The following is a 14,029-nucleotide window of genomic DNA, read 5'->3' as shown; positions in this document are numbered from 1 at the left end:
CATGCTCCGCGTCCTGGTGACGAGGCCCGAGCCGGGCGCCTCGCGCCCGGCGCGCCGGCTCGCGGATGCCGGCTTTCAGCCGATCCTGCTGCCGCTGGCCGAAACGGCGGCGCTGCCGGTCGAAGCAGGCGCGCTCGCTGACGCCGCCGCGGCGGTCGCGGTCACCAGCGCCAATGCGGTTCGCCATGCGCCGAAAGAGGTCATTGCCGCGCTCGCGCGCTTGCCGTGCCACGCTGTCGGCAAGAAGACGGCGGAAGCCGCCCGCAGGGCCGAGTTTCTGTCTGTCGGCGAAGGCCTGGGCAATGCCAAGGCGCTGGCCGATGCGCTCGCTGGCGGTTACGCGGGGCAGACCATCGTCTATCTCTGCGGGCGGGTGCGCTTTCCGGATTTCGAGGAGCGGCTGTTTGCGTCGGGCGTTCATGTCCGCGCCGTCGAGACCTACGACACTTTTGCGCTGGATTATTCCGACGAGGCCGTTCTTGCGCGCCTGTCCGCCCGGCCGGTCGAGGCGGTGCTGCTCTATTCGGCCAAGGCGGCCACGGCGATGCAGGCCCTGGCTAGCCGGCCGGCGCTACGCGGTGTTTTTGAAGATGCACGCCTTCTCGCCTTGTCGGGACGTATTGCCGCGGCCCTGGGCGAGGTCGCCGGCGAAAGGATCCGGATTGCGCCTGAGCCCAGCGAGGATGCCTTGCTGGGGCTTTTGCAGGCGTCGCGCTGATTGGCACTCGCGGCGGACAAGAAAACTGTCACCCATGCAATCGGTCCATTCTGTTACCTATCTATCCGGTTGACATCTCGGCCCCTTCTCCCCGTCCACTCTACGGGAGAAGTGCCCGGCGGGGCGATAAGGGGCAGCGCCAATGATTGCGCTCGGGCACATTTTGTTCTTGCTTTGTGCCGGCAGCTATGCTAGAAATTCACTTAGGTGCTGATTCGCGCCAACGACCCGCCGCCGAGGCGGGTTTTTCGTTTCTGGTCACGCATGCCGTGTCCCAAAATCGCTGCGGCGTTTTGCCAAAACTGAATTCCAAAGCCGTGGCGTCATCACGCCGCCCCTTTTCACCGCTTGGTGATGTGCTAGACCCTTCAAACCATCCGAAGCGAATTTTGCGGAGCCCGAGCATGGTCAAGACGCCGAAGATGCGGCATTCCAAGAGCCGCCGTGAGCCGGTGACCATCGAGCTCGAGCCCGGCGCCGTCTCGCGAGTCGCCGCCGAACAGGATGCCGGCAAACAGCAGCCAGACAATGCAGAGTCAGCGGGGGCGCAAACCGACGAGGCGAAAGCCGAGGAAGCGGCAAACGCCTCGCAGCCCGAACCGCCTGAAGAGCCGGTGCATGCCGACCAAACCGATCTCGAGCCGTGGGAACATGCCGACGCAGCCGCGCCGGCCGGCACGCAAGAGCCGGCGGATGCCGGCGCCGATTCTACCAGGGAAACGGAAACCTCTTATCCCGCCGGTTCGGATGCGCCGGCCGGGCGCTCCACGGCTTCCGACTACAGTTTCGAAGATGCATCCAGCCCAACCGGGGCCAACGAACCGGGGATCCCAGGCTCCGGCGAGAAGACAGCTGAGGCGAGGGACGACCATATGGCAGCGCAGCCGAAGCGGAGCGGCATCAGCGGCATCGCCGCCGGCATTATCGGCGGCGCCATCGCGCTCGCCGCAGCCGGCGGGCTGCAATTTGCCGGCCTGCTCGGTGCGCCCGGGTCGGGCGGCGTGTCGCTCGACGCGGTCAATGGCGAGATCGTTTCGCTGAAACGCGAGGTCGCGGACCTCAGACAGGCCGACGCCAACAATAACGCCTCGGCCAAGGTGGACGGGCTGTCGTCGGCGTTGGACCAGGTCAGGGCGGACGTCGCGGCGTTGAAGTCGGCCGTCGAACAAGGCGGCGCCGGCGACAATGCCGGGCTGGCGGCACTTGGCGACAAGGTCCGGCAGATCGAGCAGGCGGTCGCGGCTCTCGGCAAGGCCGGCGGCACGGCGCCGGTCGATCTCGGCCCGCTCAACGAAAGGCTGGCCGCGCTCGACGCCTTGGTGAAGTCAGCCGGCGAAACGGCAAAGGCGCAGGAAGGCCGGCTTGCGGCCCTGGAACAGTCGGTTTCCCAGCTCTCGGGCAAGGTCGATGCACAGGCTTCGCAGCCGAAGATCGCGCTGGCCATTGCCGCCTCGGCGCTCAAGGCAGCGCTCGACCGAGGTGCGCCGTTCGCAGCCGAACTCGAAACCTTTGCCGCGATCTCACCGGATGCGCCCGAGATCGCGACGCTGCGCGCCTATGCCGAAAAGGGGGTGCCGACGCGGGCCGAGATTGCCGCCGAAGCGGACGCCGCCGCCAACGCCATGGTCGCTGCCGCAATGCCTGTCGACCAGAATGCCGGCATCCTGCAAAAGCTGCTGTCGAGCGCCGAATCGCTGGTCAAGGTCAGGCCGATCGGCGCCGTCGAAGGCACCGGCGTCCCGGAAACCGTTGCCCGTATGGAGGTCGCGGTCAATCAGGGTGACTACGCCAGGGCGCTCAGTGAATACGAAGCCCTGCCGGAGGCGGCCAAGGCCGCCGGCGCCGACTTTGCCGGGAAACTGAAAGCGCGGATGGAGGTCGAGACACAGATCGATTCGCTCATCGCCGGCGCGATGAAGGCGTGAGGAACCCAATGATCCGCATCCTCGCCTTCCTTGCCGTCGTCTTTGCGCTCGGGCTCGGCTTCGCCTGGCTGGCCGACCGGCCGGGTGAAATGCTCGTTACCTTCAACGGCTATCAATACCAGGTCAGCCTGATGGTCGCCGCGGTGGCGGTCGTTGCCGTGGTTGCCGCGGTGATGATCGTCTGGTGGCTGGTCAAGGCGCTGTGGAACAGTCCCTATACCATCTCGCGCTATTTCCGCGTGCGTCGCCGCGACCGCGGCTATCAGGCGCTGTCGACCGGGATGATCGCCGCCGGCGCCGGTGACGGCGCGCTCGCCCGCAAGAAGACCAAGGAAGCGGCAAAGCTGATCCGCTCCGATCAGGAGCCGCTGATCCAGCTGCTCGACGCGCAGGCCTCGCTGCTTGAAGGCGACCATGATGGCGCCCGCGAAAAATTCGAGACCATGCTCGACGATCCCGAAATGCGGCTGCTCGGCCTGCGCGGGCTTTATCTCGAGGCCGAGCGGCTCGGCGACCGCAACGCAGCCCGCCACTATGCCGGCCGGGCAGCGGCGGTGGCGCCGCAACTGGCCTGGGCGGCCGAATCGACGCTGGAAGACTTGACCGGGCGTGGCGACTGGGATGGCGCGCTGAAACTGGTCGATGCCCAGAAGTCGACCCGGCAGATCGAGCGCGATGCGGCCAACCGGCGTCGCGCCGTGCTGCTGACCGCCAAGGCGCAGGCGCTGATCGACAGCGATGCCAATGCTGCAAGGGCGGCGGCGCTCGAAGCCAACCGGCTGCGGCCGGATTTCGCACCGGCGGCGGTCGTCGCGGCGAAATTGCTGTTTCGGCAGAACGACGTGCGCAAAGGCTCGAAAATCCTCGAGGCGGCGTGGAAGGCCGAGCCGCACCCGGAGATCGCGGAGCTCTATGTCCATGCCCGGCCGGGCGATGCCGTGCTCGACCGGCTGAACCGGGCAAAGAAGCTGCAGGAGCTGAAGAAGAACCATGCCGAGGCCTCGCTTGCCGTGGCGCGCGCCGCGCTCGATGCGCAGGATTTTGCAACCGCCCGCCGCGAGGCGGAAGCCGCCATCCGCATGGATCGCCGCGAAGGCGCCTATCTGCTGCTGGCCGACATCGAGGAGGCCGAGAGCGGCGACCAGGGCAAGGTGCGGCAGTTGCTGTCTAAGGCGGTGAGAGCGCCGCGCGACCCGGCCTGGGTCGCCGACGGCGTCGTCTCCGAACGCTGGGCTCCGGTATCGCCGATCACCGGCAGGCTCGACGCATTCGAATGGCGGGCGCCGATGGAGCGGCTCGGCCAGTTGATCGACAGCCATGAAGAGACTCCGGAGGGACCGATGCCGGCCATCGCGACTCCAGCCAAACCGGTACAGGAAACAGCCGAGGCGATCGAGCACACAGCCGTTGCTGCCGAGACACCGGGCACAGCGACCGAAGTGAGGACCGAAAACCGTGCCGCCGAGGATCATGTGACACCAATCACCGCGGCGGCGTTTGCCCAAGTGCCGGAAGATGCCGAAGCCGTCGAGCCGGCGCAGGAGCTGACGCGGCTGCCCGACGATCCCGGCGTCGATCCCGACGACGCGGCGGACAAATCGACGCGCCGGTTTCGTTTGTTCTGATCAGGGTCGAGTGGACCCGGGCTTATTGGGAATGATTTAATGTTCGAACGCGTTTTGTCGTTTCTAAGGGATCTGCCGTCCGGTGGTGGCGCCAGCCCCAGCGCCGACGATCCGCGCGTTGCCGCGTCCGCCCTGCTTTTCCACGTGATGAACGCCGACGGGGTGCGCCAGGATACCGAATGGGAGCGGTTCAAGAAGGTGCTGGCGGAAAGCTACTCGATCAGCGGCGACGAACTCGACGCGTTGGCGGCTGCCGGCGAGCGGGCCGACAATGAGGCGATCGACCTCTACGCCTTCACCAGCGTGCTCAAGCGCCATCTCGACGCCGAGGCGCGAAAGGCCTTCATCGGTCTGATGTGGGAGATCGTCTATGCCGATGGCGAGCTGCACGAACTCGAGGACAATACCGTCTGGCGGGTCGCCGAGCTGATCGGCGTCGAACGTCGCGACCGTGTCGAGGCGCGCCTCAAGGCGGCCGCCGCGGCTCCTGGTGCTGCCGGAACGTCAAGCGACGAATAGACAGGGTCCAGCCTTCCAATGCCGCCCAAGCCAAGCCCGAGACCAAAGATCCTGATCGTGCTGCATCAGGAGCATTCGAGCCCCGGACGGGTCGGCCATATGCTTATCGAGGAAGGCTTCGACCTCGACATCCGCCGACCGCCGCTCGGCGAGGCCTTGCCGCAGACGTTGGATGGCCATGCCGGCGCAGTGGTGTTTGGCGGGCCGATGAGTGCCAATGACGGCGACGAGTTCGTCCGCCGCGAGACCGACTGGCTTAAAATTCCGCTCAACGAGAACCGGCCGCTGCTTGGCATCTGCCTCGGCGCGCAAATGCTGGTCAAGCATCTTGGCGGCAGGGTCGAGGGCCACGGCGAGGGCCTCGTCGAAATCGGCTGGTATCCGCTTAAGGCGACCGAAGCGGGCAGCAGGCTGATGCATTGGCCGGAGATGGTCTATCAATTCCATCGCGAGGGCTTTTCGCTGCCAAAGGACGCGACGCTTTTGGCGACGGCCGAAACCTATCCCAACCAGGCCTTCCGCTATGGCGACAATGCCTGGGGCATCCAGTTCCATGGCGAATTGACCCGGGCGATGATGCAGCGCTGGGTGGTGCGCGGCGCGCACCGCTTCGAATTGCCCGGCGCGCAGCCCGGCCGCGACCATCTCGGCGGCCGGCTGATCTGGGACATGCACCTCAAGCGCTGGCTCGGCGAGTTCCTGCCGATGATTTTCGGCAAGCCGGCGCTGCGGTAATCAGTTTCGCCCCCTGAGATGACGCACCTTGCGCAGCTGCGGGAACAGCACCGCCCATAGCCCGGCGACAGCGATCGCCCCGACACCGCCGACCACCACGGCCGGAACCGTGCCGATCAGCGCGGCCATGGTGCCGGCGCGGAATTCGCCGAGCTCATTCGAGGCGCCGACAAACACCTGGTTGACGGCGTTGACGCGGCCGCGAACGTCGTCCGGCGTCCACAGCTGGATCAGCGTCTCGCGGATGTAGACGCTGAACATGTCGGTGGCGCCGAGCAAGGCGAGAGCAGCGATCGACAGCCAGGTGATGGTCGAGAGGCCGAACAGGACGGTGAACGCGCCGAACAGCGCAACGAAGCCGAGCATGACAAGGCCGGCATGGTTGCGGATCGGGTGTCCGGCCAGCCAGATGGCGACGCAGATGGCGCCGACGCCGGGCGCCGAGCGCAACAGGCCGAGCCCCCACGGGCCGAGTTCGAGGATATCGCGCGCGTAGACCGGCAGCAGCGCCGAGGCGCCGGACAGGAGCACCGCGAACAGGTCGAGCGAAATCGCGCCGAGCACGATCTTTTCGCTCCAGATATAGCCGAAGCCGGCGAACAGGGTCTGTACCGTCGGCCTGTCGGTCCTGCTGCGCTGGGCAGGCTTCGGGATGGTGAAGATCAGCACGGCGGCAATGAGCATCAGCACGGCCGCTGTGGTGTAGGCAGCTTCGGCCGAAAGCCCGTAGAGCAGGCCGCCGGCGACCGGCCCGACGATGGTTGCCGTCTGCCAGGCGGAAGAGTTCCAGGCGATGGCGTTGGCGAAATCCTCAGGCGGCACCAGATTGGCGAACAGCGATGACGAGGCCGGCCCGAAGAAGGCGCGCGCAATGCCGAACATGGCGAGCACGATGAAGACCGGCATCGGCCCGGAGAGGCCGCGCAGCGTCAGCAGCAGGAGGGCCAAGGCGCAGCCCGCCTCGACCAGCACCGCCAGCGCCATGATCAGCCGGCGCCCGAAACGGTCGGCAACGTCGCCGGTGACCAGCACCAGCAGCAGCGAAGGCAGGAACTGGACGATGCCGACAAGGCCGAGGTCGAACGGGTCGCGGGTCAGATCGTAGATCTGCCAGCCGACGGCGACCGACACGATCTGGGTGGAGAATGTCGAGAGGAAGCGCGCCGCCCAATAGCTCAGGAACGGCCGGTGGCGAAAGGCGGCATAACGCTGGTCGGATGGTACTTGGGATTCTGCGGTCATGGAATAAGGCCCCGTGGCGGCGATGTCGGCCGGCGGGGCACTTCCACGATGGGCGCTGGTCCGGCCAAGAGAGCCTTTAGCGCAGTTCGGCGCAAGGCGCGCGCAAAAATCCGGCCTGGATCAACAATTTCGTTCTTGCAGATAACAAGCGGATGGCGGCGGATCGCAGATCGCAAACTTTCGAGATTAGCCGAAACACCACTCGTTTCGTCATCCCAGGGCGGGGCAAGGAGCGAAGCGACGCGGCGCAGACCCTGGGATCCATGCCATTGCATCTGCCGAAGAATGCAACGGTTCAGAACGGCACTTGCGTCGGCGCAGGCGCCAGCTACCCTTCAACCATGACCGGCTATACCTATGTGACCGCAAACCAGAAGCGCGGCACGATCTATATAGGCGTCACCAACGACCTCGGCCGCCGCATGCCGGAGCACAAAGCCGGCCAAGGCTCGCGCTTCACCGGCCGTTACGGCGTGCAGCGTCTGGTTTGGTACGAGGAACATTTCGACATTCGCGACGCCATCCAGCGCGAGAAGTCGCTGAAGCGCTGGCCACGCCAATGGAAGATCGAGCTCATCGAGAAGACCAATCCGGAATGGTTCGAGCTTTTTCGCGGGACGGGGTGGTAGCATTCGGTTCTGGTCCGCAGGCGCACTGCCGCGAGGTAACGGCATGGATCCCAGGGTCTGCGCCGCGTCGCTTCGCTCCTTGCTCCGCCCTGGGATGACGAAGTGGAGGGGTGTTCGGCCAATCTCGAAAACTTGTAATTCGCCATCAATCGTCGTCCGATACCCGGACGCGCTGCCACTCTCCGACATCAGCGATTAGCCTTCAGCCATCCTACCTTCGTCCCAGGGCCGAGCAAGGAGCGAAGCGACGCGGCGCAGACCCTAGGATGCCATGCGGTTAGCTTCGAGCGTCGCAGCTTCCGCTGAACACAAACAGACCGACCAGCGGAACGCGTTCAATGTGCATCCCGCTCGATCTGATGGCATCAGGCCGTCGCCTTGGCCTTCCTGCCCCGGCTCTTGACGGGCGCGGGCGGGGCGGCTTTGCGGCCGAGGCCGATCGCCTTGGCCAGCTGCGAACGCGAGGCCGCGTAGTTGGGAGCGACCATCGGGTAGTCCGACGGCAGGCCCCATTTGGCGCGGTAGGCGTCTGGCGTCAGCCCAAAATGAACGCCGATATGGCGCTTCAAGGATTTGAACTTCTTGCCGTCCTCGAGACAGATGATGTAGTCCGGCGTCACCGATTTCTTGGGATTGACGGCAGGCGTCAGCGGCGCGGCGACTGGGACTGCCGGTTGCCCCAGCCCACCTATGGAAGCGCTGACGCTGGCGATGAGATCGCCGAGGCCGGAAGCCGGCAAGCGGTTCTTCTCGACATATGCGGAGACGATATGGGCGGTCAGCTCGAGCAGGTCGATGTCTTTGCGAGCGTTGTTGTTGTTGTCGGTCAATCTATCTCTCCGTCCGTGGGGGTCGCAGAAATTCCTAGTCGGCAAATCTGCGCAATGCAATGACGCCGCACCACGTCACACATTATTTTGAATAATAATACTAACGGCAGCGCGGGATTAACAACCCTGAGCCGGTGCTCGATAATATCAGACAATCAGCAATATCAGATAATCAGGGATTTGTCGCGCCACAGTCGAAATCCGCCTTCGAAGGCGCGTGTGTTGTCGCCGCGTCTGCAATCGGCGGGCAAGTCGGTGAGTTCATCGACATTGCCGCCGCCGATGACCACGTAATCCGGCTGCATGGCGGTGCGAAGCCGATCGACGACGTCGAAGACGTATTTGCGCCATTTCTTCTTGCCGCGCTTTTGCAGCCCGCGTTCGCCGACATAGTCTTCGAAACTGCCGCGCTTCTTGTAGGGAAGATGGGCAAGCTCCATCGGCTGGGCGACGTTATCGACGATCATCGCGGCCCCCAGGCCGGTGCCGAGGCCAAGGAACAGCATGCGGCCGCCTTCATAACTGCCGACGGCCTGCATCAGCGCATCGTTGACGACCTTCACCGGCTTGCCGAACTCAGCGGCGAAATCGCAGCCGACCCAGCCTTTGCCGAGATTGGCCGGTTCGGTCAAAGGCCGGTTGTGGTGCACGGGACCCGGATAGCCCATCGAGACGACATCGTAGTGCAGCCCTTCGGCGAGCGTCTTCACCGCAGCGACCATCTGCTGCGGCGTCAGCTCCGGTCCGGAAGCGGTCTTGCGCTCCTCTGCGCCGGCGCTGGTGCGGATCTTGACATGCGAGCCGCCGATGTCGATCACAAGCACGATCTGTTCGGCGTCGGGTGCGGGTCGCTTCACCGCTTTGGCCATCGCTTTCGCCTCCCAGAAATCATTTCGCTGGATTGATCCAGCCGTTCGGCGGCCCGAATCCAGCCATGGCTTCGGCCGGCCCCCAGGTCTTTGGCGCGTAGACAGGCGGCGGCGTGGTGTCGCCGAGCACCGGGCCGACGATGCGCCAGGCGAGTTCGCTGGCGTCCTGGCGGGTGAACAGCTGGCCGTTGCCGTTCATGGCGTCGCCGATCAACCGCTCGTAAGGCGGCATGTCGCCCTTCGAATCGTCGAGCGCGGTGAGCTCGACCTGTTCGCCGACCATGTCGTCGCCGGGTGCCTTGCGCCGGGCTCCGATCGAGATCGCCACTTGCGGATCGATGCGGAAGCGCACGTGATTGCAGTCGCCAGGTTTGATTGGATCGAAGACGTCGAGCGGCGGCCGCTTCAGCCGCACGATGACCTCGGTGGCGTGCACCGGCAGGGATTTGCCGGCGCGGATGAAGAACGGCACATCCTGCCAGCGCCAGGTATCGACGAAAAAGCGCACCGCCGCGAAGGTCTCGACCGGCGAGTTCGGCGCCACGCCCGGCTCGTTGAGATAGCCGTCGAACTGGCCGCGCACGACATCGTCCCTGGTCAGCGTCCGGATCGCCCGCAGCACCTGCACCTTCTCGTCGATCAGATCGTCGGCCGAACGGCCGACCGGCGGCTCCATGGCGAGCAGCAAGAGGATGTTGAGCAGGTGGTTTTCGATGACGTCGCGGATGCAGCCGACCTCGTCATAGAAGCGGCCGCGGCCCTCGACACCGAAATCCTCGGCCATGGTGATCTGCACGCTCTCGACGAAGTTGCGGTTCCAGATCGGCTCGAGGAAGGAATTGGCGAAGCGGAAATAGAGCAGGTTCTGGATCGCCTCCTTGCCGAGATAATGGTCGATGCGGAAGATCGACTTTTCGTCGAAGACCAGATGCAGCACCCGGTTCAGCCAGCGCGCCGATTGCAGATCGTGGCCGAACGGCTTTTCCACCATCAGGCGCGCGCCCTGGGCGGCGCCCGACTGCTCCAGCCCCTGGACGACCACCTCGAACATGGCCGGCGGCACCGCCAGGTAGTGCAGCGGCCGCTCAGCGCTGCCCAGCGCGGTCTTCAGCTTCTCGAAGGTCGCAGGCGCCCGGTAGTCGCCGCTGACATAGCGAAGCAGCGAGGCAAGCCTGGCGAAGATCTTCTCGTCGATGCTGCCGATGGCATTGACGATACCGTCGCGGGCGCGCGCCTGCAGCTTGGCGAGGTCCCAGGGATCGAAGGCGACGCCGATCACCGGCTCGTTCAGCGTTCCCTTGGCCACCATGGCGTAGAGGGCGGGAAAGATCTTCTTGTGGGCGAGATCGCCGGTGGCGCCGAAAAGCACCAGCGTGTCGGACCGTTCCTGGCTCATGGGTGTGCCTCCCTGTCGCCCGTCACGAGCCGGCCTTCGGTTTTTCGACATGACCGCCGAAGGCATAGCGCATGGCGGACAGAAGCTTGTCGGCAAATTCGGACTCGCCTTGCGAGGAGAACCTGTCGAACAGCGCCGACGACAGCACCGGCGCCGGCACGCCGGTGTCGATCGCCGCCTTCAGCGTCCAGCGGCCTTCGCCGGAATCCGAGACGCGCCCGCCGAACTGCGTCAGCGCCGAATCGGCCTTCAACACGCCTGCCGTCAGGTCGAGCAGCCACGAGCCGATGACGCTGCCATGCCGCCAGACCTCGGCCACTTCGGCGATGTCGATGTCGAACTGGTAATATTGCGGGTTTTCCAGCGGGCTGGTTTCCGCGTCGGCGGTGCGCTGCCGTTTGCCGGCATTCGCCGACTTCAGGATGTTCATGCCCTCGGCGTAGGCGGCCATGACACCATATTCGATGCCGTTATGGACCATCTTGACGAAATGGCCGGCGCCGCTCGGCCCGCAATGCAGATAACCGAAGGGAGCGGTTCCGGCGTCCTTGCCAGGGGCGGGCGAAGCGGCGTCGGCGCCGGGCGCCAGCGTGGCGAAGATCGGATCGAGATGCTGGACCGCGCTGTCAGGGCCGCCGATCATCAGGCAGTAGCCGCGCTCGAGGCCCCAGACGCCGCCGCTGGTGCCGACATCGACATAGCTCAAGCCTTTCAAGGCCAGGCGCGCGGCGTGGTCGACGGCCTCATGATAATAGGAGTTGCCGCCGTCGATGATGATGTCGCCGGGCTCCATCAGGGCGGCCACCTGGTCGACGATCCGGCCGGTGATCGCCGCCGGCAGCATCAGCCAGGCGCTGCGCGGCTTCGTCAGCTTGCCGACGAAGTCCTCCATCGAGGCGGCTCCGACCGCGCCGGCGGTCACAAGCGCCGCGACGCTCGCCGGGTTGATGTCGTAGACGACGCATTCGTGGCCATCGCGCAGCAGGCGCCGAACCATGTTGGCGCCCATCCTGCCCAGTCCCATCATTCCTATCTGCATGGTCTCGTCCTGCCTTACTTGAGGGATCGATGATCTAGTGGCTGTGACGCATCGTCGATACCAACGGAAAAGTCGACATTCTCCCAACGGCTGGCATCGGACCAGAAGAATGTGAAGACAATGCTATTGCCCGGAGCGGCGTCGGCAACCGGCAACTTCGCGAGATGGATGCCGAAAAGGTTCGCGGCGGTCCCGGTGTCATGGACGGTAGCCCAATTGTCGCTGCTCCAATGAACCACCGCCCGGGCCAGAACTTCGATGCGCAGCGCCTTGCCTGCCGGGATGGTACGGATCTTGTGGTTGAAGCGCCATGCCCTGAGGCGCGACACCGTTCTACCCTCGATATAGCGCTTGACGCCTTGTGGCGGCATGTCGAACACGGCGCCGTCGCGGAGCGAACGCAGCAGCTTGATGTGCTCGGAATGCGCCCAAACCAGCGGCTTGGCGCTGCCGGAGGGGCCGCCATGCCGCAATTCGCGCTCCGGCATGTCTGGACCATCCCAGACCTGCTCCGGCAGCAGGCCGCCCGGCCCGGCGGAGCCCTCAAACGTCGCGAGCAGGCTTGCCGCTTTGTCCTTGCGTCCCGCCGCCAGTTCGTAATGCGCGCGCTCGCCGACCAGCAGCGGCCAGGGCCGGCCCTGGCCGGTTCCATCGAAGGGCGCGCCGTCCGCATGCTCACCGTAGCCGTCGCCGTTGTAGCGGTACCAGAGCGGCCCCTGCGGCAGCTCGCAACGCAATTGCGCGTCGATCACCTTGACCGTGTCGAGGATGCGCGGATCGTCGGCCGCCCTGAGGCCGAAACGGACCAGCGCCAGCGCGTCGGGGCTGACGATCGCCTTGGCCGGCCGGTCCGTATCGGCCGGCGCGCGGTTCTTGATCGGGACGTAGCCGTCTTTCGGCGATGCCGCGCCGGCGGTGTCGGGCGGCGCAATGCGGACATAGTAGCCCTCGACGCCGGCTTCATCGCCCGAGGAGCTACCGGCGACGTAGGTCCAGCGCTCGATCTGATCGTTCCAGACATCGGCGGTTTCGCGCAGATAGTTTGCCGGCTCTGTTTTGCCGGCGGCATCGAACATGTCCGCAGCCGCAAGCAATGCGGCGATCTCGACGGCAAGCGTGAACGGGCTGTAGCCGGCGTCCTCTTCCCAGCGGTCTTCGCCGGTGACGGGGCCGTTGCGCACGACGTAGGAGGCCGCGCGCTCGATCATCGGCATGAAGGAGGAGAGTACCGCAGGCGGCAAATGCCCGGCGCGGCGCAGCGCGTCGGCGAGCAGCAGCGGGAAGGCGCATTCGTCCATCTGGATGCCCGGCCAATAGGCCGAACCGTCGAGCCAGGCGTTCTGCGGCCAATGCCCGTCCGGCTGCTGGATCGAGCGCAGATAGCCAAGGATGCGCAAGGCTTCCGCCGGGTCGCCGGCGGCGAGGAAACCGCCGGCGGTTTCGACCAGATCGCGCGGCCAGACCAGGTGATAGCCGCCCAGATCGTCGTCGCCCTTGTTGAAGCCCCACGGGATCGACAGGCTGGCGACGGCTGCTCCGGTCGACGAGCGGTGTGCCGCCAGCACCGCAGTGCTGATGCGGTAGGGATTGAGGCCGAACGCCGCTTGCCGGTCCAGCGGCAGCAAACCGGCCTGCCATTGGCGCCATTTTTGACCATAGGATCTGACCGCGGGCTCAAAACCTTGCCTCAGGCTGGCAAAAGCGGTTTCCGCCGCCTGTTGCGGTGTCGTGCCGAAGCCGAGCGCCAGCAATATTTTTGGATTCGCGGCCGAAAAGCCGATCTCGCCGGTCAGCGCGACATTGCCATCCTCGGCCCTGCGGCAGGCCGGATCGAGCCGGCCGCCTTGACGAAGCTGCTGCCAGCCGTCGGAGGCGCCGACATAGCCGGCCGAGCACGCCTTCCACGGCAGCGACGAGGCGAGCGCCAGGCAGACGCCGCGTCCCGATGCAAACAGGACAGGCTGTCCTTCATGGCCGTCGATCCAGGCGGTGTTGCCCATGCCGGCGTTGACGAGGTGCGGCGCCAGCAGCGCGTAGACGCGGTAGTCGGCGGCCGCGCCTTTGAGCCGCGTGAAAATGATCTCTTGCAGCACGACGGGACGTTCCGGATCCGTAATGATCCGCTTTTGGATCCGATAGCTTCCATCGGCTGCGGTGTTGACCAGCCGATAGGCAGGCACCCCGTCCTCGAGCGGTTCGATGCTGTGCTCGGCGTCTCGCTTTTCTTCCGAGAAATAGCCGTCGGGTCCGGTGACGATCAGCCCCAGATCGCGGGTGCAGGCGCTGTCGAGGCGGGGATAGTAGATCTCGTTGAGAATGCCGTGACTGATGGTGAACCAGATCGGGCAGGCCGGCGAGAGCGCAGTGCCGACGCCGCTCTTGGCGCTCGAGGTCCAGCGCGCCGGAATGCCGGGTGCACCCGGGGCAAGGTTCGCTGCCATTCAAATCGGTCTCCAGTGCCATCCCTAGACCAGGAGCCGAACCGTTTTCAATGATTGCACC

General features: G+C 65.5%; 12 protein-coding genes. 6 read left to right on the top strand and 6 right to left on the bottom strand.

All coding sequences use genetic code 11. The features are described 5' to 3' along the window. Position 1 precedes the first annotated feature (1 nt). The 5 genes from NKH80_RS23065 (at position 2) to NKH80_RS23045 (ending at position 5,522) form a co-directional block, all read left to right on the top strand. Positions 2 to 718 carry a uroporphyrinogen-III synthase gene (locus NKH80_RS23065; protein ID WP_352993649.1) on the top strand — a complete coding sequence of 239 codons (717 nt, stop codon included), beginning with the start codon at positions 2 to 4 and terminating at the stop codon, positions 716 to 718. A 404-nt stretch (positions 719 to 1,122) separates the two neighbouring features. Further along, complete coding sequence (locus NKH80_RS23060; protein ID WP_352993647.1) at positions 1,123 to 2,643, top strand: COG4223 family protein; 1,521 nt, start codon at positions 1,123 to 1,125, stop codon at positions 2,641 to 2,643. An 8-nt stretch (positions 2,644 to 2,651) separates the two neighbouring features. Continuing rightward, complete coding sequence (locus tag NKH80_RS23055; protein WP_352993645.1) at positions 2,652 to 4,268, top strand: heme biosynthesis protein HemY; 1,617 nt, start codon at positions 2,652 to 2,654, stop codon at positions 4,266 to 4,268. A gap of 39 nt (positions 4,269 to 4,307) precedes the next feature. Then, positions 4,308 to 4,787 carry a tellurite resistance TerB family protein gene (locus NKH80_RS23050; RefSeq protein WP_352509112.1) on the top strand — a complete coding sequence of 160 codons (480 nt, stop codon included), beginning with the start codon at positions 4,308 to 4,310 and terminating at the stop codon, positions 4,785 to 4,787. An 18-nt stretch (positions 4,788 to 4,805) separates the two neighbouring features. Next, positions 4,806 to 5,522: a glutamine amidotransferase gene (locus NKH80_RS23045; protein ID WP_292657163.1), complete on the top strand. Its 717-nt coding sequence runs from the start codon at positions 4,806 to 4,808 to the stop codon at positions 5,520 to 5,522. Here the strand turns inward: NKH80_RS23045 and NKH80_RS23040 are convergent, their stop codons facing one another. Continuing rightward, positions 5,523 to 6,764 (bottom strand): MFS transporter, encoded by a 1,242-nt coding sequence (locus NKH80_RS23040; protein ID WP_352479996.1) that lies wholly within the window; start codon positions 6,762 to 6,764, stop codon positions 5,523 to 5,525. It abuts the gene before it with no gap. A gap of 341 nt (positions 6,765 to 7,105) precedes the next feature. On the opposite strand from NKH80_RS23040, the gene NKH80_RS23035 reads away from it, so the two are divergent. Further along, the gene (locus tag NKH80_RS23035) at positions 7,106 to 7,393 is read left to right on the top strand and encodes a GIY-YIG nuclease family protein (RefSeq protein WP_352993710.1); all 288 of its coding nucleotides are present in this window, start codon (positions 7,106 to 7,108) and stop codon (positions 7,391 to 7,393) included. 365 nt (positions 7,394 to 7,758) lie between these two features. On the opposite strand, the gene NKH80_RS23030 is transcribed toward NKH80_RS23035, so the two are convergent. The 5 genes from NKH80_RS23030 to NKH80_RS23010 all read right to left on the bottom strand — a co-directional run bounded on the left by NKH80_RS23030 (position 7,759) and on the right by NKH80_RS23010 (position 13,968). Further along, positions 7,759 to 8,223: a Ros/MucR family transcriptional regulator gene (locus tag NKH80_RS23030; RefSeq protein ID WP_352993643.1), complete on the bottom strand. Its 465-nt coding sequence runs from the start codon at positions 8,221 to 8,223 to the stop codon at positions 7,759 to 7,761. Positions 8,224 to 8,387: 164 nt separating this feature from the next. After that, positions 8,388 to 9,092, bottom strand: coding sequence for an ROK family protein (locus tag NKH80_RS23025; RefSeq protein WP_352993641.1), 705 nt, complete (start codon positions 9,090 to 9,092; stop codon positions 8,388 to 8,390). 19 nt (positions 9,093 to 9,111) lie between these two features. Beyond that, on the bottom strand, positions 9,112 to 10,488 hold the full coding sequence (gene zwf, locus NKH80_RS23020; RefSeq protein WP_352740582.1) for a glucose-6-phosphate dehydrogenase: 1,377 nt from the start codon (positions 10,486 to 10,488) through the stop codon (positions 9,112 to 9,114). Between the two features lie 22 nt (positions 10,489 to 10,510). Beyond that, positions 10,511 to 11,527 (bottom strand): phosphogluconate dehydrogenase (NAD(+)-dependent, decarboxylating), encoded by a 1,017-nt coding sequence (gnd, locus tag NKH80_RS23015; protein WP_352649406.1) that lies wholly within the window; start codon positions 11,525 to 11,527, stop codon positions 10,511 to 10,513. Between the two features lie 14 nt (positions 11,528 to 11,541). Beyond that, positions 11,542 to 13,968: a glucan 1,4-alpha-glucosidase gene (locus NKH80_RS23010; RefSeq protein WP_352993639.1), complete on the bottom strand. Its 2,427-nt coding sequence runs from the start codon at positions 13,966 to 13,968 to the stop codon at positions 11,542 to 11,544. Positions 13,969 to 14,029: the final 61 nt, after the last annotated feature.

The sequence above is a fragment of the Mesorhizobium sp. M0904 genome, assembly GCF_040319475.1.
Classification (GTDB): Bacteria; Pseudomonadota; Alphaproteobacteria; order Rhizobiales; family Rhizobiaceae; genus Mesorhizobium.
The sequence above is the reverse complement of the archived record's forward strand: the minus strand, read 5'-3'. Positions and strand labels throughout refer to the sequence as shown.